Raw genomic sequence first — 22,793 nt, 5'->3', positions numbered from 1 at the left:
TAAAAAAACGGGGCCGTTTGGCCCCGGTAGTGTACAACAGCCTTACTGGCCCAGCAGTCCGACGGAGTAGCCGGCGATGCCGATGATGAAGAAGCCCACGATAATCCACAGCGGGTTAACTTTCTTACGCAGCAGCCACATACAGGCAAAGGTCAACAGTAGTGGGACCAGACCCGGCATCAGCTGGTCGAGAATGGTTTGCACGGTGGTAACACGTGTCTGACCATCCTGACCGGTAATGGTGGAGACCACCAGCGGGATATTCACATGCGTCCACTTGTTAACCAGCGCCCCCATGACAAACAGGCCGAGAATTGACGCCCCCTCAGTCAGTTTTTGCAGGAAGCCGCCGCCCATATCTTTAACGATATCGACGCCCTTGCGGTAGCCATAAGCCACGCCATAATAACGGGTCGCCAGGCGCACCAGGTTAAACAGGATGAAAAACAGCAGCGGACCAAGCAGGCTGCCGCTCATGGCGATACCAGCACCCAGCGCCGCGAATACCGGACGGACGGTACCCCAGAAGATAGGGTCGCCGACGCCCGCCAACGGTCCCATCAGACCGACTTTGATACCGTTGATGGCACCATCGTCAATCTCCGCGCCGTTCGCACGCTTTTCTTCCATTGCCAGGGTCACGCCCAGTACCGGCGCCGCAACGTAAGGATGAGTGTTAAAGAACTCCAGATGACGCTTAATCGCCTGTTTACGCGCGTCATTATTCTCCGGATACAGGCGACGAATCGCCGGCACCATAGAGAAACAGAAGCCCAGCGCTTGCATACGTTCGAAGTTCCATGACCCCTGGAACAGGTTAGAACGAAGGAATACGCCGCGAATATCGCTCGGAGTGAGTTTTTTCTCGGTGGTAGTTTTAGTCATATCAACCATTTCGCTCACCTGTTAGTCCAGTTCGTTATCGAGATCGTTATTGCCAGCCGCCGCTGCAGGCGCGCCCGCTACACGGTTGTATTTCGGGCTCAGTTGGATGTAAAGAATAGCCATCACTGCGCCGATGACACCCAGTGCGACCAGGTTGAAATTTGTGAAAGCCGCGGTGACGAAACCGAGGTAGAAGAACGGCATCAGGTAGCCTGCGCGCATCATGTTGATAACCATCGCATAACCAACCACGACGATCATGCCGCCGGCGATGTTCAGACCGCCTGTGACAACTTCAGGAATCGCATTCAGCATCCCCTGTACTTCGCTGGTGCCTACGGAGATAGCAACGATAACCGCCGGGATAGCGATACGCATTGCCTGCAGGAACAGGGAGGAAACGTGTAGCCAGGAGAGCGCCGTCAGGTTGCCGTTTTCAGCCGCCTTGTCCGCCGCGTGCTGGAATGCCACGGTGATGGTACGTACGATAATGGTCAGTACCTGGCCTGCCGCCGCCAGCGGAATCGCCAGCGCGATACCGGCGCCAATGCTTTGGTGCCCGGCGATAACCAGAACGGTAGAGATGATGGACGCCAGTGCGGCATCAGGCGCAACGGCGGCACCGATGTTCATCCAGCCCAGAGCGATCATTTCCAGAGTACCGCCGATGATAATACCGGTTTTCATGTCCCCCAGAACGGCGCCGATTAAGGTACAGGCGATCAGCGGACGGTGGAACTGAAATTCATCAAGTACCGACTCCATACCCGCGATACATGCGACGATGAACACCAGCACAATCTGAAGAGTGGTAATCTCCATTGTACTTCTCCTATTGCTATCTTAAGTGTGAAAGCTAATTAAATGCCGGCGGTTATTTCGCCACTTTGGCAATTAAATCCATCATTTTCAGTTTCGGATCGGTGGAAACTTTACGCACCTCAAGCTCGATGCCGCGCTCGTTGAGCTTTTTAAAAGCTTCGATATCCTTTTCATCGACGGAAACGGCGTTGTTCACCTGCGTTTTACCTTGACGATAGGCCATACCGCCAATGTTCACGGAAGTGACTTTCACGCCGCCCTCAACGATGCGCTCGACGTCGGTAGGATTGGTAAAGAGAAGCATCACGCGTTCGCCGGCGTATTTCGGGTTATTGTAGACGCGAATCATCTTCGCAACGTCAACCACATGCGCTGTAACGCCCGGCGGCGCAACCTGCGTCAGCAGCGTTTTACGTACGGTATCCGCTGCGACTTCATCGCTCACGACAATAATACGGCTGACATTGGTCTCTTTAGTCCAGCGGGTAGCGACCTGACCGTGAATGAGGCGGTCATCGATACGGGCAAGCCCGATAACCATATAATCATTCGGGCCCATCGGTTTTGCCGGCGCGGCAGCTTTTGGCGCGGCGGCGACTGGTGCTGGCGCGGCTTTTTCTACCGGTTTCGCTTTCAGCGCTTTTACGCCTTCGCGACCGGTTTCTACTGCCAGTGCGACCAGCTCGTCAAAGCTCGGATCGTCATCACGAGCCATAAACGTTTCGACCAGCATCGGGATGTTGACGCCGGCAATAACTTCATAGCGCTCTTTATCGACGACAATGCGGCTGGCAGCGTTAAACGGACTGCCTCCCCATGTATCGACGAGAAATAGCACGCCTTTACTGGTATCGAGTTTAGCCAACTGAGCGTTGTACTTTTCGATCAGCGTTTCGGCATTTTCGCCTGGAACGAAATCGATCCAGCCGACGTTTTCCTGTTCGCCTAACAGCATTTCGGCTGTTTTAAGTAACTGCTCTGCAGCCCAACCATGTGTGCCTATCACAATAGCAATGGTCACTTGCTACCTCCTTTATTATTGTCAACACATCAACTTGACAGATGTATTTTTGCATCGCCGTCCGCAATCGAATCGATTCAGATCCGGGTTACAACGAAAAACGCATGATTTTCGTGAATTATTTTAGATATCGAAAAAAATATTTTGTGTGATGGAGATCCGTAATTTTGTTTTCGATAATGAGAAATTTCGAAGTGTAAAATATCCTGGTTACATCTCTTTGCAAAGGAAGGTAAATCTTTGCCAAAAACCAGTTGTCTCTGTTATGTTTAGCTTCCGTTTAATTAGAATGGGGTATAGGGCAGCAGCCCGTTGTATGGATCGTCACCGACGTCATTTCACTTTTTGGCCGTTTTGCGCCTGTCAATCTGGCATATCTTGCCATAACCTTACTTTGTTTATTGCGTTACCGCCTGCATCCTTTGAGATGTTGTGGGCGCCGTTTAGTCATTCCTTAAGCAGGAGCTTGTCATGGAATTATTAATGGATCCCTCAATTTGGGTGGGTTTACTCACGCTCGTCGTCCTTGAAATTGTCCTGGGCATCGATAACCTGGTGTTTATCGCGATTCTGGCCGATAAATTGCCGCCAAAGCAGCGTGACAAAGCGCGTCTTATCGGGCTGTCGTTGGCGCTGATTATGCGTCTGGCGCTGCTGTCCATAATTTCGTGGCTGGTGACCTTAACAAAGCCGCTCTTTACCGTCTGGGATTTTACCTTCTCCGGTCGCGATTTAATTATGCTACTGGGCGGGATATTCCTGCTATTTAAAGCGACCACCGAGCTGCATGAGCGTCTGGAAAACCGCGAGCATGACGCCGGACACGGTAAAGGTTATGCGAGCTTCTGGGTCGTGGTCACGCAGATTGTCATCCTGGACGCGGTCTTCTCGCTGGACGCCGTGATTACGGCGGTAGGTATGGTGAACCATCTGCCGGTTATGATGGCGGCGGTGGTGATTGCGATGGCGGTGATGCTACTGGCGTCAAAACCGCTGACCCGTTTTGTCAACCAGCATCCGACGGTGGTGGTGCTCTGTCTGAGCTTCCTGCTGATGATCGGTTTGAGCCTGGTGGCGGAAGGGTTTGGTTTCCATATTCCGAAAGGCTACCTGTACGCGGCAATTGGTTTCTCGATCATTATCGAGGTGTTTAACCAGATTGCGCGCCGCAACTTTATTCGTCATCAGTCCACGTTGCCGCTGCGCGCGCGTACTGCGGACGCTATCCTGCGTCTGATGGGCGGTAAACGCCAGGCGAGTACGCAACATGAGACAGATAGCCCGGTCGCGATGTCGGTGTCGGAAGGCGCCTTCGCCGAAGAAGAGCGCTACATGATTAACGGTGTACTGACTCTGGCGTCGCGTTCCCTGCGCGGCATTATGACGCCGCGAGGCGAAATTAGTTGGGTGGATGCGAATCTCAGCGTAGCTGAAATCCGTCAGCAGTTGCTCTCTTCTCCGCATAGCCTGTTCCCGGTATGTCGGGGCGAGCTGGATGAAATTATCGGTATCGTTCGCGCGAAAGAGTTGCTAGTGGCGCTGGAAGAGGGCGCGGATGTGGCGGCTATCGCCGCGTCTTCTCCGGCGATAGTGGTGCCGGAAACGCTTGATCCTATCAATCTGTTAGGCGTTCTGCGTCGCGCGCGCGGCAGTTTCGTTATCGTCACTAACGAGTTCGGCGTGGTGCAGGGGCTGGTTACGCCGCTGGATGTGCTGGAAGCGATTGCCGGTGAGTTCCCGGATGCCGATGAAACGCCGGAAATCGTTGCCGATGCCGAGGGCTGGATAGTGAAGGGCGGCACCGATCTTCATGCGCTACAGCAGGCGCTGGAAGTTGACCATCTGGTGAACGAAGAGGGCGATATTGCGACGGTCGCGGGGTTAGTGATCGCCGCTAATGGCCATATTCCTCGTGTAGGCGATGTCATTGATGTTCCGCCGTTGCGGATCACCATTGTCGAGGCCAACGACTATCGTGTAGATCTGGTTCGGATTGTTAAAGAACAGCCTGTCCGTGACGAAGAGGAATAACGTCACACGCAGGAATCAAGTCTATAGATGCGGCATAGCGGGCATAACCTGTCCGTTATGCCGGGCGGGGGGCGGCGCGCTGCCCGCCAGCCACTGTGGAAATTCGCTAATTGGCATCGGCTTCGCATAGAGATAGCCCTGTAACATTTGTACGCCATGCTGGCGCAAATGTTGTGCCTGCGTCTGGTTTTCGACCCCTTCCGCAACCAGTTCAATATTCAGTCTTTGCCCCAGCGCGATGATAATATCGGTCACGGTTGAATTTACCGCATCGGTGCCGATGGCGGCGGTGAAGGATTTATCGATTTTCAAAATATCCGGACGCAGCTTTTCCAGCCAGGAGAGCGAGCTGTTTCCTGTGCCAAAATCATCGATGGCTAGCTTCACGCCTTTACGATGCAGCTCTCGCATCAGGCGGTAATCAACGTCAAGTAACGCGTCGCGTTCCGTGAGCTCCAGCACCAGTTGCTGAACAGGTTCCGCACTAAACCAGTACTGATTAAGATCCCTGAGAAGCACGCCGTGCCGGAAATGGCTTGCCGCAACATTGATGCCGATATGAAACTGGTGGCTTATGGGGAAGTAGTGCCGTTGCCGAATGGTTTCCGCAATCACATAGCGGGTAAGCGGCGCTATCAGGTTATGTTCCTCGGCGATAGGAATAAAAACATCCGGTGAGATCCAGCCCTGGCGCGGGTTGTTCCAGCGTAACAGGATCTCAACGCCGGTACACTGCTGCGTACGGGCATTGAGCAACGGCTGGCAAAATAGCTCAAACTCACGTTCGGCGAGGGCCAGATTAATCTCCCAGGAAAAACTCATTCTGCTGGCCGTCGCCAGCCAGGCGATATAACCGATCAACAGGCTAAGCAATACGGCCAGCGGTAACTGCGTCGGTAGATGCTTGAACGCCAGTTCGCCTGCCGACGGTCCGCTGACGCTGATAGTAAAAGGAAAGTGCTGCGATGAGAGCTGGTAACGCTCTTCATCTTTTTTTAATTCCGGGAGAGTATCGACCACGCCCCGACCATATAACAGGTGCCGTTTGCCGACCGTCAGGCTGGCGCTGGTAATCTGCGGCTGCTGCGGCTCAAGTAGCATGGTTGTCAGCAAGCCAATATTTACAATTTCCATCACGCCATCCTGGCCATCGGCGGAGGCGGGATACCACTGAATGAGAATCGGGCTTCCCTTGAGTAATGATTGATCCGTGGAAAGCAGCAGTAGATCGCTGGCTGCGGGAAGATCGGGCTGAAGCTGGCGCATGGGGACGTTACGGGCACCAAAAATACTTGAGCAGTAGAGTATTCCTTCTTTCACCAGCCCGATAGAACGGATGGTTTGCAGGCGGGCGGCTTGCTTACGCAACGGCAGATGCGCGGTCGCGCACGGAAGTTCAAGCAATGGTAGCAGCACGTTTCGTCCGACCTGGAGGGGATGCAAAACATTATCCAGCGCATCAACGGCATGATTCGCGAACGCGACCGTGCGATGATGATTTAAGTTCCGCTCCGAAATAAATCGGATGCTCAGCGTAAGAATGAGCGTGGTCAGTGCACAAATCGTGCAAACAATGAAACGATTACGGCGATAATGATTGATGATCCGTTGTGCTGTTTGCATGCGGGCCGCCCAATAAGCGTTGGCGACAAAAGCCAACCGCGACACAGCAAGTGTAGTGGGGAAACGTGGAGTCGACGAGGAAGAGATAAAAATTTCGCCCATCCGTAGCAGATGGGCGAAGGGAGGGGAAACGGCGTTTAATCACACTGGACTTTAATGGCCAACCCGCCGCGTGACGTTTCGCGGTATTTTGCGTTCATGTCTTTTCCGGTTTCGTACATCGTTTCGATGACTTTATCCAACGAGACGCGCGGCGCGCTGGTTCGACGCATGGCCATACGCGCAGCGTTGATCGCTTTAACCGAAGCAATGGCGTTACGCTCGATACACGGCACCTGAACCTGACCGGCAACCGGGTCGCAGGTTAGCCCCAGGTTATGCTCCATGCCGATTTCAGCAGCAACGCAAACCTGTTCCGGGCTGGCGCCCAACAGTTCAGCAAGGCCTGCCGCCGCCATCGAACAGGCGACGCCGACTTCGCCCTGACAGCCGACTTCGGCGCCGGAAATAGACGCGTTCATCTTATACAGTGCGCCAATAGCGCCTGCCGCCAGGAAGTAGCGGGTGTAAATATCCGGACTGACAGACTCAATAAAATGGTCGTAGTATGCCAGCACCGCAGGAACGATGCCGCACGCGCCGTTGGTTGGCGCCGTCACGACGCGGCCGCCAGCGGCGTTCTCTTCGTTCACTGCCAGGGCAAACATGTTCACCCAGTCAATGACGTTCATCGGATCGCTGGAAAGTTTATCGCTGGAAACCAGCATACGACGCAACGCGGAGGCACGACGCGGTACGCGCAGCGGCCCCGGCAGAACGCCTTCGGTATTCATACCGCGATCAATACAGGCCTGCATGGTTTGCCAGACGTGACCGAAATACTCTTCAATCTCTTTCTTGCTGTGCAGCGCCAGTTCGTTTTGCATCACCATGCCGGAGAGTGAAAGGCCGGTGCTGTTGCAATACTCCAGCATTTCTTTCGCCGATTTAAACGGATAAGGCACAGTAACCTCATTCGTCGCTTCCTGGCCGAAATGCGCTTCATCAACGATAAAGCCGCCGCCGATGGAATAGTACGTCTTGCTATAAATGACCGTGTCGTCATGCCAGGCGTGGATCTGCATCCCGTTTTCATGTAGCGGCAAATTGCCATTATGAAAACGCATTCCGTCATCTTTCGGGAAATCGACTTCCTGACGTCCCTGGGCCAGCAACAGACGCTCGCGCGTTTCGACGTCGCGAATAAAACCGGGGATACTATCAATATCCACGGTAGCGGGTTCATTACCCGCCAATCCCATAATAATGGCGATATCGGTATGATGACCTTTCCCCGTCAGCGACAGCGAGCCGTAGACATCGACAGCGACGCGGGTAACGTTATCCAATAATCCTTTTTCGACCAGGTCATCGACGAACTGTTTACCGGCCTTCATCGGGCCAACAGTGTGGGAAGAGGAGGGACCAATCCCTACCTTAAACATGTCGAATAGGCTAATCACGATAATACTCCTGACAGGGCAACCGGGGCTTCCGGTTACGATGTTATAACTGCGCATAGTGTAAGAGGGAACGCCGCTATCAGCTTAACTATTCACATGAATTAAACTAATGAATAACTGCGTTTTTACTAATATTGCGGCAGTAATCTCAAGTCGTGTCTTGCGCGCGTAAAGTTAAGTATATACACGTTATCCCTCAGGCTGCCTCTGTGGAGGCTGCGAGTGGGATGCGCTCGCTTGCCGCCTTGAAGCAACTTGAATGACTTTGTATATAGTCAGGGCTTCACGCCGATTTGCAGCGCCAGCTCACGAAGAATGTTTGCGGTCATGCCCCAGACGAAATAATGCTCATACCAGGAGAGCCATACGCGGTGCGAAGTGCCGCGACGGTAAACATCGAGCGGATGATATCGACCCAGTTGCAACGCTTGCGCCAGCGGCATTTCAAACACCGCAGACACTTCGTCTTCACTTGCGTGCCAGGGAAGGTTGGGGGGAATAATGCCGACCACTGGTGTGACCTGAAAACCAGTCACGCTGTCTACCGGTGGTAAAACGCCAATCACTTCCACGGCTTGTGGCGGGATGGCGACTTCCTCCTGCGCTTCGCGAAGCGCTGCGGCGATAAGCGAAGCATCAGTACTGTCCACGGCCCCGCCGGGAAAGGCGACCTGTCCGGCGTGTTTGCGCAAATGAATAGCCCGCTGGGTCAACAGCAGCCCCGGCTGGGGGCGACGAACCACAGGGATCAGTACGGCGGCCTGACGTTGATTTAACGTTTCATGAGTCATCTGCGGGCGCAAAAGCTGAAAGCGCGATAAGAAATGATCGAGCGTCAGACGGCTGGTATCCACGTATTAGTTCTCCAGTGGGTGCAGGATACGATTAACTTTATCAAAAGTTTCCTGATATTCCGCTTCTTCCTTGCTATCGGCCACGATACCGCCTCCGGCTGAGCAATAGAGTTGGCCCTGTGTCGCCGTGACGGTGCGGATGGTAATACTGGTATCCATGTTGCCGCAGAAACTCAGATAACCGATGCTACCGCACCAGGCGTTGCGTCGCTGCGGCTCCAGTTCGTCAATAATTTCCATTGCCCGCACTTTAGGCGCGCCGGTAATGGAGCCACCGGGGAAGGCGGCGCGCAGCAGGTCGGTGGCATGAAGCGAGTCCGGTAAACGGGCGGTAATGGTGCTGACCAGATGGTGAACGGCAGGAAATGGTTCGACGACGAACAGTTCCGGCACCTTCACCGAACCCGGCACGGCGACCCGGCCAATGTCGTTACGCATCAAATCGACGATCATCAAATTTTCGGCGCGATCTTTCATTGAGTTGGCCAGTTTCTGCGCTTGCTGATGATCCGCCTGCGGATCGTTAAGCCGTGGGAGCGTACCTTTGATCGGGCGCGTCTGGATATGACCGTTCTCCAGTTGGATAAAACGCTCGGGAGAAAGACTCAATATGGCGCCGTCATGCAGACGAAGAAAGGCGCTAAACGGAGCGCGATTTGCGCGGTTAAGGCGTTCGAAAGCCTGCCACTCATCACCTTCGTAGCTCGCCTGAAAACGTTGGGAAAGATTGACCTGATAACAGTCCCCGCTGTGCAACCAGGCCCGCACCTGACGAAATTTTTCGCCGTACTCGCAACGCGTCATATTGGACTGCCAGGCTGAGGTAAGCGTAAAGGGCGTTCGGGTCGGCGCGCGCTGGCTGGTGAGCCAGCGATATCGGGCGTCTGCATCGTGATAGCTTATCAGCGACACCACCTGTTTTTGGTGATCGACAATCAACGCCCAGTCGTAAATGCCAATTGCCATATCCGGTAAAGCGATATCGTGTGCGGCAGTATCGGGCAGAGTTTCGAAACGCCGCCCTAAATCGTAACCAAACAGACCCAGCGCGCCACCCTGAAAGGGTAAGTCAGGGTCAGGCTGAGGATGGAAAGGCAGCGCCTCTAGCTGTGTCTGCAAAACGTGTAACGGATCGTCGAGAGTGACGGTGGTTGTGCGCGCAGTACATACCGTGGTGTCCTGTGCGCGCGTGGTCAGCATGGTGACAGGATCGGCGACCAGAATATCAAAACGGTTATAGGGATGAATAGCATCACCGGAATGCAGCAGCATCGCCCAGGGCAAATGGTTTACGGGCGCAAAATAGTGTTCAGCGGCGTCCGGACGCCAGGGTAAGGTAATAACAGTGGGAGATAACGTCTTCATCATTCCTGACTCGTTACAACACTACTGGCTTACCGCCGGGTAGCGTGAAATAATTAGCGCTAACAATTTAGCAGGAGTTAATCATGTTTGCAGGTTTACCTTCACTCAGTCATGAACAACAGCAAAAAGCCGTAGAACGTATCCAGGAATTGATGTCACAAGGTATGAGCAGCGGAGAAGCAATTGCCCAGGTCGCGGGCGAACTTCGCGCCAACCATACCGGTGAACGGATAGTGGCGCGTTTTGAGGATGAAGACGAATAACCGGCTTATACCGCCGCGACAATCTTAATCTCAACTTTATATTTCGGGTTCATCAGCCCGGCCTGTACGGTACAGCGTACCGGCGCATGACCTGCGACGACCCACGCATCCCACGCCTTATTCATGGCGGCAAAATCCGCTTTATCGCTCAGAAAAATAGTGGCATCCAGAATACGTGACTTACTGGAGCCCTGTTTTTCCAGCACAGCATCAATCTGCGCCAGAGTATTCGCCGTTTGCTCAAAAGCATCGGCGTCCAGGTTTTCCGGCACGCCGGTATACCACAGCGTATTATTGTGGATCACTACGTCTGACCAACGATCTTCGGCATCAATACGCACGATAGACATTATTTATTCCTCATTTGCTTTCCACTTGAATGGCGCAAGACTGCCACAATGTGGCGCCGCCGTCACCTCTGTAACTGGCGTAAGCCTCTCCACCCTGACATAATCCCTGTGCAAATTAACAGGGGGCAGTGTGACGGACGATTTTGCAGCAGATGGCCAACTGGCTAAAGCGATAACCGGTTTTAAACCACGCGAACCACAGCGACAAATGGCGGTTGCCGTAACACAAGCGATTGAAAATGCGCAGCCTCTGGTCGTTGAAGCCGGCACCGGAACCGGGAAGACCTATGCTTACCTCGCTCCGGCGTTGCGCGCCGGGAAAAAAGTCATTATTTCGACCGGGTCGAAAGCGTTGCAGGATCAACTCTACAGCCGCGATCTGCCGACGGTAGCAAAAGCGTTGGCGTTTACCGGTAAGACGGCCCTGTTGAAAGGACGTTCAAACTACCTCTGCCTGGAGCGGCTGGAACAACAAGCGCTAGCGGGCGGCGATTTACCGGTACAAACGTTAAGCGACGTGATATTGCTGCGCTCCTGGTCAAATCAGACGCGGGATGGCGATATCAGCACCTGCGTCAGCGTGGCGGAGGATTCCCAGGCCTGGCCGCTGGTCACCAGTACCAACGACAACTGCCTTGGCAGCGATTGTCCGCTCTACAAAGAATGCTTTGTGGTGAAAGCGCGTAAAAAGGCGATGGACGCAGATGTGGTGATTGTAAACCACCACCTTTTTCTTGCGGATATGGTGGTTAAAGAGAGCGGATTTGGCGAACTCATCCCTCAGGCTGAAGTAATGATCTTCGATGAAGCCCACCAACTGCCTGACATCGCCAGCCAGTATTTCGGACAATCGCTCTCCAGCCGCCAGTTACTGGATTTAGCAAAAGACATCACCATTGCCTACCGGACGGAACTGAAAGACACTCAACAGTTGCAAAAATGCGCCGATCGCCTTGCCCAGAGCGCGCAGGATTTTCGTCTGCAACTGGGGGAGCCTGGCTACCGGGGGAATTTGCGTGAACTGTTAGCCGACCCACGTATCCAACGGGCATTTTTACTGCTGGATGATACGCTGGAGCTTTGTTACGACGTGGCGAAGCTGTCGCTCGGCCGTTCGGCGCTGCTGGATGCGGCTTTTGAACGCGCCACGCTATATCGTTCACGGCTGAAACGCTTAAAAGAGATCAATCAGCCGGGATACAGCTACTGGTATGAGTGCACCTCGCGGCACTTCACCCTGGCGCTGACGCCGCTCACCGTGGCGGACAAATTCAAAGAGGTGATGGAACAGAAGCCCGGTAGCTGGATTTTTACCTCAGCCACGTTGTCGGTAAATGATGATCTCCACCATTTTACCGCCCGTCTGGGAATTGAGCAGGCAGAATCCATGCTGCTGCCCAGCCCATTCGACTATACGCGCCAGGCGTTACTCTGCGTACCGCGTAACCTGCCGCAAACCAACCAGCCCGGCGCGGCGCGACAGTTGGCGGCCATGCTAAGGCCGATTATCGAAGCCAATAACGGGCGATGTTTTATGCTATGCACCTCGCACGCCATGATGCGCGATCTGGCGGAGCAGTTTCGCGCCACCATGACGCTGCCAGTATTGTTGCAAGGGGAAACCAGTAAAGGCCAACTGTTACAGCAATTTGTTAGCGCGGGCAACGCGCTGCTCGTCGCCACCAGCAGCTTCTGGGAAGGGGTGGACGTGCGCGGCGATACGTTATCTTTAGTGATTATCGACAAATTGCCGTTTACCTCCCCGGACGACCCGCTGTTAAAAGCGCGAATGGAAGACTGTCGTTTGCGCGGCGGCGATCCGTTTGACGAGGTTCAACTGCCCGATGCGGTGATTACGCTGAAGCAGGGGGTGGGGCGGCTGATTCGCGATGCGGACGATCGCGGGGTGTTAGTGATTTGTGATAACCGGCTGGTGATGCGGCCCTATGGTGCCACGTTTCTTGCCAGCCTGCCTCCTGCGCCGCGTACGCGTGATATCGCCCGTGCTGTTCGCTTTCTTGCGATTCCATCCGCCGAGTAATTTGTTACGGAGTATGGTAAGATGCGCGCTATTTTATTGATCTAAGCACGAAACCTCATGCGAATTCTGGCTATCGATACCGCCACAGAGGCCTGTTCTGTCGCCCTGTGGAACAACGGTACTATCAAGGCTCACTTTGAGCTTTGTCCACGAGAACACACTCAACGTATCCTGCCCATGGTGCAGGAGATTCTGGCCACCAGCGGCGCCTCGCTCAATGAGATAGATGCGCTGGCGTTTGGGCGCGGTCCGGGCAGCTTTACCGGCGTGCGTATCGGCATTGGAATTGCGCAAGGGCTGGCGTTAGGGGCAAATCTGCCAATGATCGGTGTTTCGACGCTTGCCACGATGGCGCAGGGCGCGTGGCGTAAAACCGGCGCGACCCGCGTACTCGCCGCGATTGACGCGCGAATGGGCGAGGTGTACTGGGCGGAATACCAGCGTGATGCGCAGGGCGTCTGGCAGGGCGAAGAGACGGAAGCGGTGCTGAAACCGGAACGGGTCGGCGAGCGGTTGAAACAGCTTTCCGGCGAGTGGGCGACGGTAGGAACGGGTTGGTCCGCATGGCCCGATCTGGCGAAGGAGTGTGGCCTGGCGCTTTACGATGGTGAGGTGTCGCTCCCGGCAGCGGAAGATATGTTGCCCATCGCCAGTCAAAAACTGGCGGCAGGAGAGACCGTTGTCGTGGAACATGCCGAGCCGGTTTATTTGCGTAACGAAGTGGCGTGGAAGAAACTTCCCGGCAAAGAATGACTCTCACTACTATTACCCCCCATACTTTATGCTGTGGGGTGGAATAGACGTCGAGAAAAAGGAGTCGCATCATGGCGGTTCAAAAACGGTTAATAAAAGGGGCGCTGGCGTGCGCTTTTGCGCTTATGCTGAGCGGTTGCGTGACTATCCCGGATGCCATTAAAGGTTCGAGTCCGACGCCGCAGCAGGATTTGGTACGGGTCATGAATGCGCCGCAGCTCTATATCGGGCAAGAGGCGCGTTTCGGCGGTAAAGTTGTGGCGGTACAAAATCAGCAGGGAAAAACCCGGCTTGAAATCGCTACCGTACCGCTCGACAGCGGCGCGCGTCCTGTTCTGGGCGAAGCCTCGCGCGGCAGAATTTTTGCAGATGTGAATGGTTTTCTGGACCCGGTGGACTTCCGTGGCCAGTTAGTTACCGTTGTCGGCCCGATAACCGGAACGGTTGACGGCAAAATCGGTAATACGCCGTATAAATTTATGCTGATGCAGGCTACCGGCTATAAACGCTGGCATCTTGTTCAGCAGGTCGTCATACCTCCACAGCCGATCGATCCGTGGTTTTACGGCGGACGCGCCTGGCCTTATGGCTATGGTGGTTGGGGATGGTATAACCCTGGGCCCGCAGAGGTTCAGACGATAGTAACAGAGTAACTCTTTGTTTTATCAATGAAAGAAACAGCGGCTGGGCCGCTGTTTCTGCATTCATAGAGACATAATAAAAATAAATAGTGACGCGCTTCGCAACCTTTCAGTTGCGTAATTAATAAACTGGTACGCTGAGTTAATATAATGTTAACGACTTGTTTATTAACTGGGGTTGTGATGACGACGAACACTCATTTTAGAGGTGATGCATTGAAGAAGGTTTGGCTTAACCGTTATCCCGCTGATGTTCCGGCGGAGATCAACCCTGACCGTTATCAATCCCTGGTTGAACTGTTTGAACATGCGGCGACGCGCTATGCCGATCAGCCTGCGTTCGTCAATATGGGGGAGGTAATGACCTTCCGCAAATTAGAAGAACGTAGTCGGGCATTTGCGGCTTATTTACAACAAGGGCTGGGACTCAAAAAAGGCGACCGTGTTGCGCTGATGATGCCAAACCTGTTGCAGTATCCCGTCGCGCTATTTGGTATCTTACGCGCCGGCATGATTGTGGTGAACGTTAACCCGCTTTACACGCCGCGCGAACTTGAGCATCAGCTTAACGATAGCGGCGCGGCGGCCATTGTTATTGTTTCTAACTTTGCCCATACGCTGGAAAAAGTGGTCGAGAAAACGTCGGTACAGCACGTTATTCTGACGCGGATGGGCGACCAGCTTTCTACCGCTAAAGGTACGGTTGTTAACTTTGTCGTGAAATACATCAAGCGTCTGGTGCCGAAATACCACTTGCCAGACGCAATCTCGTTTCGCAGCGCGCTACAGCATGGCTACCGTATGCAGTACGTAAAACCGGAGGTTGTCGCCGAAGATCTGGCTTTCCTGCAATATACCGGCGGTACGACGGGCGTGGCGAAAGGCGCGATGCTGACTCATCGCAATATGCTGGCGAATCTGGAGCAGGTGAAAGCGACCTATGGGCCGTTGCTTCATCCGGGGAAAGAGCTGGTGGTGACCGCGCTGCCGCTGTATCACATTTTTGCCTTAACCATGAATTGTCTGCTCTTTATTGAGCTGGGCGGGCAAAACCTGCTGATTACCAATCCGCGTGATATCCCCGGCCTGGTCAAGGAGCTGGCGAAATATCCATTTACGGCGATGACTGGCGTTAACACGCTGTTCAACGCCTTGCTCAATAATAAAGAGTTTCAGCAGTTGGATTTTTCCTCGCTGCATTTGTCAGCCGGCGGCGGGATGCCGGTGCAAAACGCCGTTGCGGAACGTTGGGTTAAACTGACCGGGCAATACCTGCTGGAAGGCTACGGGCTGACCGAGTGCGCCCCGTTGGTGAGCGTCAACCCGCATGATATTGATTATCATAGCGGCAGTATCGGCCTGCCGGTACCGTCAACAGAAGCCAAACTGGTGGATGACGATGACAATGAAGTCGCGCCGGGTGAGGCCGGAGAGCTTTGCGTGAAAGGCCCGCAGGTTATGTTGGGATACTGGCAGCGTCCTGACGCGACGGATGAAATCATTAAAGATGGCTGGCTGCATACAGGCGATATTGCGGTTATGGATGAAGAAGGCTTTCTGCGGATTGTCGATCGCAAGAAAGATATGATTCTGGTTTCCGGTTTTAACGTTTATCCAAACGAAATTGAAGATGTGGTGATGCAGCATTCTGGCGTGCAGGAGGTTGCAGCGGTTGGCGTGCCTTCCGGCAGTAGCGGCGAAGCGGTGAAGATTTTTGTGGTTAAGAAAGATCCCGCATTGACTGACGATGCTCTGATTACCTTCTGCCGTCGCCATCTGACCGGATATAAAGTGCCCAAACAGGTGGAGTTTCGCGAGGAGTTGCCAAAATCTAACGTTGGGAAAATTTTACGACGAGAACTGCGTGACGAAGCCCGTGGCAAAGTAGACAATAAAGCCTGAGCGTTAAGTCAGCTAACGAGAGACGCCGGTTAAACCGGCGTTTTTTTTGGCGCGAACCAAAGAGAACACGATTTGAATTACCAAATGATTGAAACGGACGATGCGCTGGCGAGCCTGTGTGATGCTGTCCGCGCATGTCCGGCTATTGCTTTAGATACTGAATTTGTCCGTACCCGTACCTATTACCCACAGTTAGGATTGATCCAGTTATTTGATGGGACAAATGTCGCCCTGATCGATCCGCTCGGCATCAGCGACTGGTCGCCGTTAAAAGCAGTGCTGCGCGATACGGGAATCACCAAATTTCTGCACGCGGGCAGCGAAGATCTGGAAGTATTTCTTAATGCGTTTGGTGAACTGCCGGCACCTCTGATTGATACGCAAATTCTGGCGGCGTTTTGCGGGCGTCCGCTGTCGTGGGGGTTTGCGTCGATGGTGGAAGAGTATACGGGCGTGGCGCTGGATAAAAGCGAGTCTCGTACCGACTGGTTAGCCCGGCCTTTAAGCGAACGTCAGTGTGAATACGCGGCGGCGGATGTCTGGTATCTGTTACCGATCGCTAAAAAGCTGATGATTGAAACTGAAGCCGCAGGATGCTTGCCTGCCGCGCTTAATGAGTGCCGATTGATGCAGCAGCGTCGTCAGGAGATTCAGGCGCCGGAAGAAGCATGGCGGGATATCACCAATGCCTGGCAACTGCGTACCCGCCAGTTAGCCTGTCTACAACTTTTAGCTGACTGGCGTCTGCGTAAGGCACGTGAGCGCGATATGGCGGTGAACTTCGTTGTGCGTGAGGAAAACCTGTGGGCGGTCGCGCGTTATATGCCGGGCAGTCTCGGTGAGCTGGATAGCCTGGGCCTTTCCGGCAGTGAGATTCGTTTTCACGGCAAAACGTTGATATCGCTGGTGGCGAAAGCGCAGGCGCTACCGGAAGAGGCATTGCCGGAACCGCTGTTGAATCTGATGGACATGCCGGGCTATCGCAAAGCGTTTAAGGCCATCAAAGTGCTGGTGGCGGAGGTAAGCGCGGCGCATCACGTCAGCGGCGAGCTACTGGCATCGCGTCGGCAGATTAATCAGTTGCTTAACTGGCACTGGAAATTAAAACCGCAAAATGGGCAACCGGAATTGATTTCCGGCTGGCGCGCCGAACTGATGGCGGAGAAGTTAACTCTTCTGTTGCAGGAGTATCCGCGTTAACGACGGTAATTGTCAGGAAAACGGCCAGTGAAATAAATGTCCGTATCCGGAGTAATGCAAAAAAATAAAAAAGGCAGATTCTTCTGCCTTTTTTAATCCAGGAATTTTCCCATAAAAGAGCTTATTTTGACTCTTCGGCTTCCGGCAGCGTTACGTTAAGTTCAAGGATGGAGATATCGCCATCTTTTTGCTCAAGCTGGACGGTAACCATTTCCGGATCGATTTGTACGTATTTACAAATGACCTCAAGAATATCTTTGCGTAACTGCGGTAAATAATGCGGTTCGGCATCGCTACGGCGACGTTCCGCGACAATGATTTGCAACCGCTCTTTTGCAATATTAGCGGTACTCTTTTTCCGCGAGAGAAAAAAATCCAGTAATGCCATAATTTATCCTCCGAACAGGCGTTTGAGGAAACCTTTCTTCTCTTCTTCAATGAAGCGGAAAGGACGTTCTTCTCCCAACAGACGATCTACGGTATCTGCATAGGCTTTACCCGCATCCGCAGTGGCGTCAAGAATCACCGGTTCGCCCTGGTTAGATGCGCGCAGTACGGATTGATCTTCCGGGATCACCCCGACGAGTTTAATACGCAGAATCTCCAGTACATCTTCCATGCTGAGCATGTCGCCTTTATTTACGCGGCCTGGATTGTAGCGCGTCAACAGGAGATGTTCTTTAATCGGCTCTTCGCCATTTTCTGCGCGACGAGATTTCGATGCCAGAATACCCAGAATACGGTCCGAGTCACGAACAGAAGAGACTTCCGGGTTGGTCGTGATGATCGCTTCATCGGCAAAATAGAGCGCCATCAGCGCCCCGGTTTCGATACCCGCCGGCGAGTCGCAAACGATGAACTCAAAGTCCATCGCTCTCAGTGAGTCCAATACTTTAGCGACGCCTTCGCGCGTCAGCGCGTCTTTATCCCGAGTCTGCGACGCCGGAAGAATGAAGAGATTTTCAGTACGCTTATCTTTGATCAGCGCCTGATTCAGTGTCGCATCGCCCTGAATGACGTTTACAAAATCGTAAACGACACGACGTTCGCACCCCATAATCAGATCGAGGTTACGCAGTCCGATATCAAAATCAATGACGACAGTTTTCTTTCCCTTCTGGGCCAAACCTGTAGCGATGGCCGCGCTGGAGGTGGTTTTGCCAACGCCCCCTTTACCCGAAGTAACAACAATAATGCGTGCCATAAAAATTCCTTGTTAAAAAGGGATCAATTCAACGGTTGAACTGTCAAAGCGTTGTCTGCTAAACGCAGGCGCGCCGCTTTGCCATAAAATTCTGCCGGGATTTTATCACTCAGCCAGTAAACACCTGCGATAGAGACCAGTTCTGCCGTCAGATGGGTACAAAAAATTTGCGCTTCCCGATCGCCGCTCGCCCCTGCCAGCGCGCGACCTCTCATCATGCCATAGACATGGATATTGCCGTCAGCGATAAGCTCTGCGCCAGCGCTGACGTGACTTGTAACAATCAGATCACATTGTGGAGCATAAATGCGCTGACCGGAACGAACCGGAACATCAATTAATCGCGTTTTTGTGATGGGATTAGCGTTTTGCGGCGGCTCGCTGGGCGTTGCCGGCTCAACGGGCGCCGGTCGAACCGTTTTCTCTTTACCTTCGGTCAGTAAAGGAAGACCCATCCGATCGATTTCTGCTTTCAGGCTGGCGTCTTTACAGCCGCTCACGCCGATAATGCGTAAGCCAGTTGAGGTCACGATCTTATGCAGTTCCGGCCAGTTTACCGGGCTTTCAAGACCGCTAACGTTAATAACGACAGGGGCGTGTTTTAAAAACGCAGGAGCCTGCGCTATTTTGTCTTCTAACGCCTGACGAATAACCTCTGGTTCCGCTTCATGCAAATGAACCACTGATAAGGTGAAGCTACTGCCTTTAAGCTCGATTGGCGTGTTTGACATCCTGGCCTTACTCAATTTGCTATTTATCATCTCCGATACGGAGTGATATTCCGAAGTCCAGAAGGCATGTTATAGTCAGTATTATATTGAGGCAAGTCACCATCCCGTTAATTCAGAGTAAAAGTATGTTTTGTGTGATCTATAGAAGTAGCAAGCGCGATCAAACCTATTTGTATGTCGAAAAAAAAGACGATTTTTCGCGGGTGCCTGAAGCGTTGATGAAAGGATTCGGTCAGCCGCAGTTAGCGATGATGCTGCCGCTTGATGGACGTAAAAAATTAGTCAATGCTGAGCTCGAAAAAGTAAAACAGGCGTTAAGCGAGCAGGGCTATTATTTACAATTGCCGCCGCCGCCGGAAGATTTGCTGAAACAACATCTTTCTTCGGTAGGACAAAATACGTCGCCCGCTGACCGTTAAACGGTATTCGGCACCGCGCCTGAATTCCATCATGATCTTAGGGGAAAATATGTATCAACATCGTAACTGGCAAGGCGCCTTGCTTGATTACCCGGTAAGTAAAGTGGTCTGCGTGGGCAGTAATTACGCAAATCACATCAAGGAGATGGGCAGCGCGACGCCGGAAGAACCCGTGCTTTTTATCAAGCCGGAAACCGCATTGTGTGATATTCGCCAGCCGCTGGCGATTCCGGCGGATATGGGCGCTGTTCATCATGAAGTTGAACTTGCTGTGCTGATTGGCGCAACGCTCCGCCAGGCGACTGAAGATCATGTACGTAAAGCGATAGCCGGTTATGGCGTGGCGCTTGATTTAACCCTGCGCGATATTCAGGGGAAAATGAAAAAGGCCGGACAGCCCTGGGAAAAAGCCAAAGGTTTTGATAACGCATGTCCGATTTCAGGCTTCATCCCTGTCGCGGCCTTCAGCGGCGATCCGCAAAATACGGTTATCGGACTTAACGTTAATGGCGAGGTTCGCCAGCAAGGGTCGACCGCGGATATGATTCATCCTATTGTGCCTCTTATCGCCTATATGAGCCGCTATTTTACGCTCAAAGCCGGGGACGTGGTGCTAACCGGCACGCCGGCAGGCGTGGGGCCATTATTAAGCGGCGATGAGCTGGACATTCGTTTTAATGGCGAAACGTTGTCTACCCGCGTTCTGTAAAATCTGCTTGCCGCCTTCAGCGGCGGTAAAACTTGCATCTGCAGGCCAGACTGGTTATAAGGTGCAGCTTTAGTGCAATGGCGGATACTTTAATGAGCGATACACCTTTCTGGCAACGTAAAACCCTGGATGAAATGACCGATGCCGAGTGGGAGTCGCTGTGCGATGGCTGCGGTCAATGCTGCCTGCATAAGCTGATGGATGAAGATACAGATGAAATCTACTTCACCAACGTGGCGTGCAGGCAATTAAATATCAAAACGTGCCAGTGCCGTCATTATGAGCGCCGTTTTGAATTTGAACCCGACTGTATCAAACTCACTCGCGAAAACTTGCCAGACTTTGAATGGTTGCCGATGACCTGCGCCTACCGTTTGTTAGCGGAAGGTAAGCCCTTGCCGACGTGGCATCCGCTGCTTACTGGATCGAAAGCCGCTATGCATGGCGAGCGAATTTCTGTCCGTCATATCGCGGTTAAAGAATCCGAAGTACGGGACTGGCAGGATCATATTTTAAATAAACCGTCGTGGGCAGAATAAGTCTTCGGCAAAACGGCTGATTGTTTACAATTCTTTAATTTACGCCGGGCGGCCCCTGAAAACAGGAATTGTGTGCAAATTCCGTCACCTGGCGTTATCACCACCTCTTAATCGTCTCCGATACTCCTTGCCGCTGCGCTCGCGCACGTATGGCGGCGACCCTATACTTTCAAAGCAGTATATCGCTGCCTATCCTGAGGAGTTACCCATGAATACCCAACCGTTGCGTGTTTCGAAGGATCAGCCCAGGAAGCCTGATAAGACACCCGAAGACGAAGGAAAAAATCCAAAGAAAAATCAAAAGTAGTGATATAGGGTATCTTTAATAACTATGGTTCGTTGGAGGCTTTATGTCTGAACGTCCTGATTTAGTCGATCCATTACCAGAAGATGAACCGCTTCCTGGTGAAAATATTCCGGATACGCCAGAGGGAGACGATCCTCTCGACCCGGATACCCAAAATGAGGTTGAAGATCCTCGTAGATAGCGTCTTGTGCTATTAACCAACCGCCTGATGCAGTTGCCTGACTTTAGTGGGCAGCCTATACCAGGCGGTTTTTTTTGCGTCATCCAAAGCGAAACATCCTGATAACCCTCAGAAAGATAGCCTATAATTTTTTGTACGTTAAAATAGTAGCGCGTCCATGACGACACTGTCTTATTTGCGCTTAGCCGTTTGCGAGTTCAAAGGAGGAAATCAATGAACAGCGAAGAGTTGACACGTAAAGCAGAAGAAGAAATCGCGGCACTCATTACCAAAAAGGTCGCCGAACTACGGAAGAAAACCGGGCAAGAGGTTTCCGAAATAGAGTTTGCGCCGCGAGAAACGATGAAAGGGCTTGAAGGGTACAACGTTAAAATTAAACTACTCTAGCGTTTAATCCGCGTTATTAACAACCGGGCTACTGGGCGGAACGCTGCCCAGTGGTGATCGGTTTACCAATATCAGGCTTTTTTCTGTTGATACAGTTCTTCGCCCTGATGGTCTTCCTCCACCCAAAAATGAATGTTGAACCGCGCATCATCGCTCAGTTCTACCCGATGCCAGTATTGCGGCGGGCTGGTGGCGAATTGTCCGGCATTAATCACTACTTTCACTTCTGGTTCTGTCGCGGCTTCATTCGCAAAGCCATAGTAGGTCACGGTGCCTTCCATCACGCAAAGTTGTCCGAAAACGCCTGCCGCTGTGTTGTGATGAGAGAGTAATGCCGCCGGAACATTCTCTTTGGTGAAAAAGGGCGTGGAGCGTTTAACTTTCCAGCTTGCCGGGATGCGTAAGTGGGACATAAGACATCTCCCTGGTGTGTCGTTTAAAAGATATATTAAACATACACCTTTAAATGACTGGCAAACAACGCATCGGGCAAAAAAAACGCTCCCGAAGGAGCGTGTGTATCAACGACCGAACAGATCGCGTTTTTTAGGCTTAAACGCCTGGGCTATGACGACGGCTATCGCCACCACAAGATAGGCGGCAAAGATCCCTAACAGCCATTGCGGCATCTCCAGCGTTAAAAACGACCACTGGCGCTCGGCGCAATCGCCGGATGCCACAAACACCTGCGGCAGCCATTTACCCAACGGCAACCAGTCTGGAAAGCGCGCCATAAAATCACAGGTCATGAACGGCGAGGGGTGCAACTGAATCATCGTATGTTCATACGCCAGTTGTAGACCCCGCCAGGCGCTGTAAATCCAGATAACCATTGCCACGTATCGCAGCGGCGTTTTCGGCGCTATTGCGCCGACCAGACCCGCGCCCATCACGCCAAACAGGGCGCAACGTTCGTAAATACATAGCACGCAAGGTTTAAGCAACATGACGTGCTGGAACCATAACGCCACCATTTCCAGCGCCAGGGCGGTTAACGCCATCAGTAACCAGGCGCCCCGACCCCGTGAGCACTGGTTTAAAAATCGCAACATAATAATTTCCC

General features: G+C 52.8%; 26 protein-coding genes. 13 read left to right on the top strand and 13 right to left on the bottom strand.

The features are described 5' to 3' along the window. Positions 1-42 precede the first annotated feature (42 nt). Genes F4V72_RS17285 through manX form a run of 3 tightly spaced genes read right to left on the bottom strand, consistent with a single transcriptional unit; the run spans position 43 to position 2,728 of the window. Positions 43-894 carry a PTS mannose transporter subunit IID gene (locus F4V72_RS17285; protein WP_024149642.1) on the bottom strand — a complete coding sequence of 284 codons (852 nt, stop codon included), beginning with the start codon at positions 892-894 and terminating at the stop codon, positions 43-45. A gap of 12 nt (positions 895-906) precedes the next feature. Further along, the gene (manY, locus tag F4V72_RS17280; protein ID WP_000406918.1) at positions 907-1,707 is read right to left on the bottom strand and encodes a PTS mannose transporter subunit IIC; all 801 of its coding nucleotides are present in this window, start codon (positions 1,705-1,707) and stop codon (positions 907-909) included. A 52-nt stretch (positions 1,708-1,759) separates the two neighbouring features. Next, positions 1,760-2,728, bottom strand: a complete 969-nt coding sequence (manX, locus tag F4V72_RS17275) for a PTS mannose transporter subunit IIAB (protein WP_000150521.1) — start codon at positions 2,726-2,728, stop codon at positions 1,760-1,762. Positions 2,729-2,879: 151 nt separating this feature from the next. Here manX and F4V72_RS24855 point away from each other — a divergent pair, with 151 nt between their 5' ends. Both F4V72_RS24855 and yoaE read left to right on the top strand, forming a co-directional pair. Further along, on the top strand, positions 2,880-3,212 hold the full coding sequence (locus F4V72_RS24855) for a protein YoaL (protein WP_371113464.1): 333 nt from the start codon (positions 2,880-2,882) through the stop codon (positions 3,210-3,212). Then, complete coding sequence (gene yoaE, locus F4V72_RS17270) at positions 3,200-4,759, top strand: CNNM family cation transport protein YoaE (RefSeq protein WP_023247715.1); 1,560 nt, start codon at positions 3,200-3,202, stop codon at positions 4,757-4,759. The genes F4V72_RS24855 and yoaE overlap by 13 nt, the downstream gene beginning before the upstream one ends. Before the next feature lie 21 nt (positions 4,760-4,780). Here yoaE and F4V72_RS17265 read toward each other — a convergent pair whose 3' ends face one another. The 4 genes from F4V72_RS17265 to pabB form a co-directional block, all read right to left on the bottom strand. Further along, positions 4,781-6,382 (bottom strand): EAL domain-containing protein, encoded by a 1,602-nt coding sequence (locus tag F4V72_RS17265; protein WP_023247714.1) that lies wholly within the window; start codon positions 6,380-6,382, stop codon positions 4,781-4,783. Positions 6,383-6,519: 137 nt separating this feature from the next. Beyond that, positions 6,520-7,884 (bottom strand): L-serine ammonia-lyase, encoded by a 1,365-nt coding sequence (gene sdaA / locus F4V72_RS17260; RefSeq protein ID WP_023185515.1) that lies wholly within the window; start codon positions 7,882-7,884, stop codon positions 6,520-6,522. 275 nt (positions 7,885-8,159) lie between these two features. Beyond that, the gene (locus tag F4V72_RS17255; protein ID WP_023247713.1) at positions 8,160-8,738 is read right to left on the bottom strand and encodes a CoA pyrophosphatase; all 579 of its coding nucleotides are present in this window, start codon (positions 8,736-8,738) and stop codon (positions 8,160-8,162) included. Between the two features lie 3 nt (positions 8,739-8,741). Then, positions 8,742-10,106 (bottom strand): aminodeoxychorismate synthase component 1, encoded by a 1,365-nt coding sequence (pabB, locus tag F4V72_RS17250; protein WP_072158641.1) that lies wholly within the window; start codon positions 10,104-10,106, stop codon positions 8,742-8,744. An 80-nt stretch (positions 10,107-10,186) separates the two neighbouring features. Here pabB and F4V72_RS17245 point away from each other — a divergent pair, with 80 nt between their 5' ends. Continuing rightward, positions 10,187-10,366 (top strand): YoaH family protein, encoded by a 180-nt coding sequence (locus F4V72_RS17245; RefSeq protein WP_000457328.1) that lies wholly within the window; start codon positions 10,187-10,189, stop codon positions 10,364-10,366. A gap of 5 nt (positions 10,367-10,371) precedes the next feature. Here F4V72_RS17245 and F4V72_RS17240 read toward each other — a convergent pair whose 3' ends face one another. Further along, the gene (locus F4V72_RS17240) at positions 10,372-10,716 is read right to left on the bottom strand and encodes a RidA family protein (RefSeq protein ID WP_000029548.1); all 345 of its coding nucleotides are present in this window, start codon (positions 10,714-10,716) and stop codon (positions 10,372-10,374) included. Positions 10,717-10,846: 130 nt separating this feature from the next. Between F4V72_RS17240 and F4V72_RS17235 the strand changes: the two genes are divergently transcribed. The 5 genes from F4V72_RS17235 to rnd all read left to right on the top strand — a co-directional run bounded on the left by F4V72_RS17235 (position 10,847) and on the right by rnd (position 17,253). Beyond that, positions 10,847-12,757, top strand: a complete 1,911-nt coding sequence (locus F4V72_RS17235) for an ATP-dependent DNA helicase (RefSeq protein WP_000128801.1) — start codon at positions 10,847-10,849, stop codon at positions 12,755-12,757. Positions 12,758-12,814: 57 nt separating this feature from the next. Next, positions 12,815-13,510, top strand: a complete 696-nt coding sequence (gene tsaB, locus F4V72_RS17230) for a tRNA (adenosine(37)-N6)-threonylcarbamoyltransferase complex dimerization subunit type 1 TsaB (RefSeq protein ID WP_053528972.1) — start codon at positions 12,815-12,817, stop codon at positions 13,508-13,510. 71 nt (positions 13,511-13,581) lie between these two features. Then, on the top strand, positions 13,582-14,163 hold the full coding sequence (locus F4V72_RS17225; RefSeq protein ID WP_085347622.1) for a Slp family lipoprotein: 582 nt from the start codon (positions 13,582-13,584) through the stop codon (positions 14,161-14,163). 204 nt (positions 14,164-14,367) lie between these two features. Beyond that, positions 14,368-16,053, top strand: a complete 1,686-nt coding sequence (gene fadD / locus F4V72_RS17220; protein WP_023247710.1) for a long-chain-fatty-acid--CoA ligase FadD — start codon at positions 14,368-14,370, stop codon at positions 16,051-16,053. A 72-nt stretch (positions 16,054-16,125) separates the two neighbouring features. Continuing rightward, on the top strand, positions 16,126-17,253 hold the full coding sequence (rnd, locus tag F4V72_RS17215) for a ribonuclease D (RefSeq protein WP_136058318.1): 1,128 nt from the start codon (positions 16,126-16,128) through the stop codon (positions 17,251-17,253). 121 nt (positions 17,254-17,374) lie between these two features. Here rnd and minE read toward each other — a convergent pair whose 3' ends face one another. The 3 genes from minE to minC are packed head-to-tail and all read right to left on the bottom strand — an operon-like array spanning position 17,375 to position 19,188. Then, positions 17,375-17,641 carry a cell division topological specificity factor MinE gene (gene minE / locus F4V72_RS17210; RefSeq protein ID WP_001185666.1) on the bottom strand — a complete coding sequence of 89 codons (267 nt, stop codon included), beginning with the start codon at positions 17,639-17,641 and terminating at the stop codon, positions 17,375-17,377. Between the two features lie 3 nt (positions 17,642-17,644). Beyond that, the gene (gene minD, locus F4V72_RS17205) at positions 17,645-18,457 is read right to left on the bottom strand and encodes a septum site-determining protein MinD (RefSeq protein WP_023247708.1); all 813 of its coding nucleotides are present in this window, start codon (positions 18,455-18,457) and stop codon (positions 17,645-17,647) included. 23 nt (positions 18,458-18,480) lie between these two features. Further along, positions 18,481-19,188, bottom strand: a complete 708-nt coding sequence (gene minC / locus F4V72_RS17200) for a septum site-determining protein MinC (protein ID WP_136058317.1) — start codon at positions 19,186-19,188, stop codon at positions 18,481-18,483. A 125-nt stretch (positions 19,189-19,313) separates the two neighbouring features. On the opposite strand from minC, the gene F4V72_RS17195 reads away from it, so the two are divergent. The 5 genes from F4V72_RS17195 to F4V72_RS17175 all read left to right on the top strand — a co-directional run bounded on the left by F4V72_RS17195 (position 19,314) and on the right by F4V72_RS17175 (position 21,730). Next, on the top strand, positions 19,314-19,607 hold the full coding sequence (locus F4V72_RS17195) for a YcgL domain-containing protein (protein WP_001525604.1): 294 nt from the start codon (positions 19,314-19,316) through the stop codon (positions 19,605-19,607). A 49-nt stretch (positions 19,608-19,656) separates the two neighbouring features. After that, positions 19,657-20,316 carry a fumarylacetoacetate hydrolase family protein gene (locus tag F4V72_RS17190; RefSeq protein WP_023247707.1) on the top strand — a complete coding sequence of 220 codons (660 nt, stop codon included), beginning with the start codon at positions 19,657-19,659 and terminating at the stop codon, positions 20,314-20,316. 92 nt (positions 20,317-20,408) lie between these two features. Next, complete coding sequence (locus F4V72_RS17185; RefSeq protein WP_001285703.1) at positions 20,409-20,855, top strand: YcgN family cysteine cluster protein; 447 nt, start codon at positions 20,409-20,411, stop codon at positions 20,853-20,855. Positions 20,856-21,205: 350 nt separating this feature from the next. Further along, positions 21,206-21,343, top strand: coding sequence for a hypothetical protein (locus tag F4V72_RS17180; protein ID WP_001519337.1), 138 nt, complete (start codon positions 21,206-21,208; stop codon positions 21,341-21,343). A 213-nt stretch (positions 21,344-21,556) separates the two neighbouring features. Further along, on the top strand, positions 21,557-21,730 hold the full coding sequence (locus tag F4V72_RS17175) for a GnsA/GnsB family addiction module toxin (protein WP_023247706.1): 174 nt from the start codon (positions 21,557-21,559) through the stop codon (positions 21,728-21,730). Positions 21,731-21,801: 71 nt separating this feature from the next. On the opposite strand, the gene F4V72_RS17170 is transcribed toward F4V72_RS17175, so the two are convergent. Together F4V72_RS17170 and dsbB are read right to left on the bottom strand one after the other, a co-directional pair. Next, positions 21,802-22,143, bottom strand: a complete 342-nt coding sequence (locus tag F4V72_RS17170) for a DUF1971 domain-containing protein (RefSeq protein WP_079795913.1) — start codon at positions 22,141-22,143, stop codon at positions 21,802-21,804. Positions 22,144-22,251: 108 nt separating this feature from the next. Then, complete coding sequence (dsbB, locus tag F4V72_RS17165) at positions 22,252-22,782, bottom strand: disulfide bond formation protein DsbB (RefSeq protein ID WP_000943479.1); 531 nt, start codon at positions 22,780-22,782, stop codon at positions 22,252-22,254. Positions 22,783-22,793: the final 11 nt, after the last annotated feature.

Origin of the sequence: Salmonella enterica subsp. diarizonae (assembly GCF_008692785.1) — a bacterium.
Taxonomy (GTDB): domain Bacteria; phylum Pseudomonadota; class Gammaproteobacteria; order Enterobacterales; family Enterobacteriaceae; genus Salmonella; species Salmonella diarizonae.
The sequence above is the reverse complement of the archived record's forward strand: the minus strand, read 5'-3'. Positions and strand labels throughout refer to the sequence as shown.

Coding starts and splice junctions, on each gene's coding strand:
- F4V72_RS17185 (WP_001285703.1), top strand. CDS start 20,409: ATGAGCGATACACCTTTCTGGCAACGTAAAACCCTGGATGAAATGACC.
- minC (WP_136058317.1), bottom strand. CDS start 19,188: ATGTCAAACACGCCAATCGAGCTTAAAGGCAGTAGCTTCACCTTATCA.
- F4V72_RS24855 (WP_371113464.1), top strand. CDS start 2,880: ATGGAGATCCGTAATTTTGTTTTCGATAATGAGAAATTTCGAAGTGTA.
- minE (WP_001185666.1), bottom strand. CDS start 17,641: ATGGCATTACTGGATTTTTTTCTCTCGCGGAAAAAGAGTACCGCTAAT.
- F4V72_RS17225 (WP_085347622.1), top strand. CDS start 13,582: ATGGCGGTTCAAAAACGGTTAATAAAAGGGGCGCTGGCGTGCGCTTTT.
- F4V72_RS17285 (WP_024149642.1), bottom strand. CDS start 894: ATGGTTGATATGACTAAAACTACCACCGAGAAAAAACTCACTCCGAGC.
- F4V72_RS17175 (WP_023247706.1), top strand. CDS start 21,557: ATGAACAGCGAAGAGTTGACACGTAAAGCAGAAGAAGAAATCGCGGCA.
- manY (WP_000406918.1), bottom strand. CDS start 1,707: ATGGAGATTACCACTCTTCAGATTGTGCTGGTGTTCATCGTCGCATGT.
- dsbB (WP_000943479.1), bottom strand. CDS start 22,782: ATGTTGCGATTTTTAAACCAGTGCTCACGGGGTCGGGGCGCCTGGTTA.
- F4V72_RS17240 (WP_000029548.1), bottom strand. CDS start 10,716: ATGTCTATCGTGCGTATTGATGCCGAAGATCGTTGGTCAGACGTAGTG.
- yoaE (WP_023247715.1), top strand. CDS start 3,200: ATGGAATTATTAATGGATCCCTCAATTTGGGTGGGTTTACTCACGCTC.
- F4V72_RS17245 (WP_000457328.1), top strand. CDS start 10,187: ATGTTTGCAGGTTTACCTTCACTCAGTCATGAACAACAGCAAAAAGCC.
- minD (WP_023247708.1), bottom strand. CDS start 18,457: ATGGCACGCATTATTGTTGTTACTTCGGGTAAAGGGGGCGTTGGCAAA.
- F4V72_RS17195 (WP_001525604.1), top strand. CDS start 19,314: ATGTTTTGTGTGATCTATAGAAGTAGCAAGCGCGATCAAACCTATTTG.
- F4V72_RS17180 (WP_001519337.1), top strand. CDS start 21,206: ATGTCTGAACGTCCTGATTTAGTCGATCCATTACCAGAAGATGAACCG.
- F4V72_RS17190 (WP_023247707.1), top strand. CDS start 19,657: ATGTATCAACATCGTAACTGGCAAGGCGCCTTGCTTGATTACCCGGTA.
- tsaB (WP_053528972.1), top strand. CDS start 12,815: ATGCGAATTCTGGCTATCGATACCGCCACAGAGGCCTGTTCTGTCGCC.
- F4V72_RS17265 (WP_023247714.1), bottom strand. CDS start 6,382: ATGCAAACAGCACAACGGATCATCAATCATTATCGCCGTAATCGTTTC.
- F4V72_RS17170 (WP_079795913.1), bottom strand. CDS start 22,143: ATGTCCCACTTACGCATCCCGGCAAGCTGGAAAGTTAAACGCTCCACG.
- pabB (WP_072158641.1), bottom strand. CDS start 10,106: ATGATGAAGACGTTATCTCCCACTGTTATTACCTTACCCTGGCGTCCG.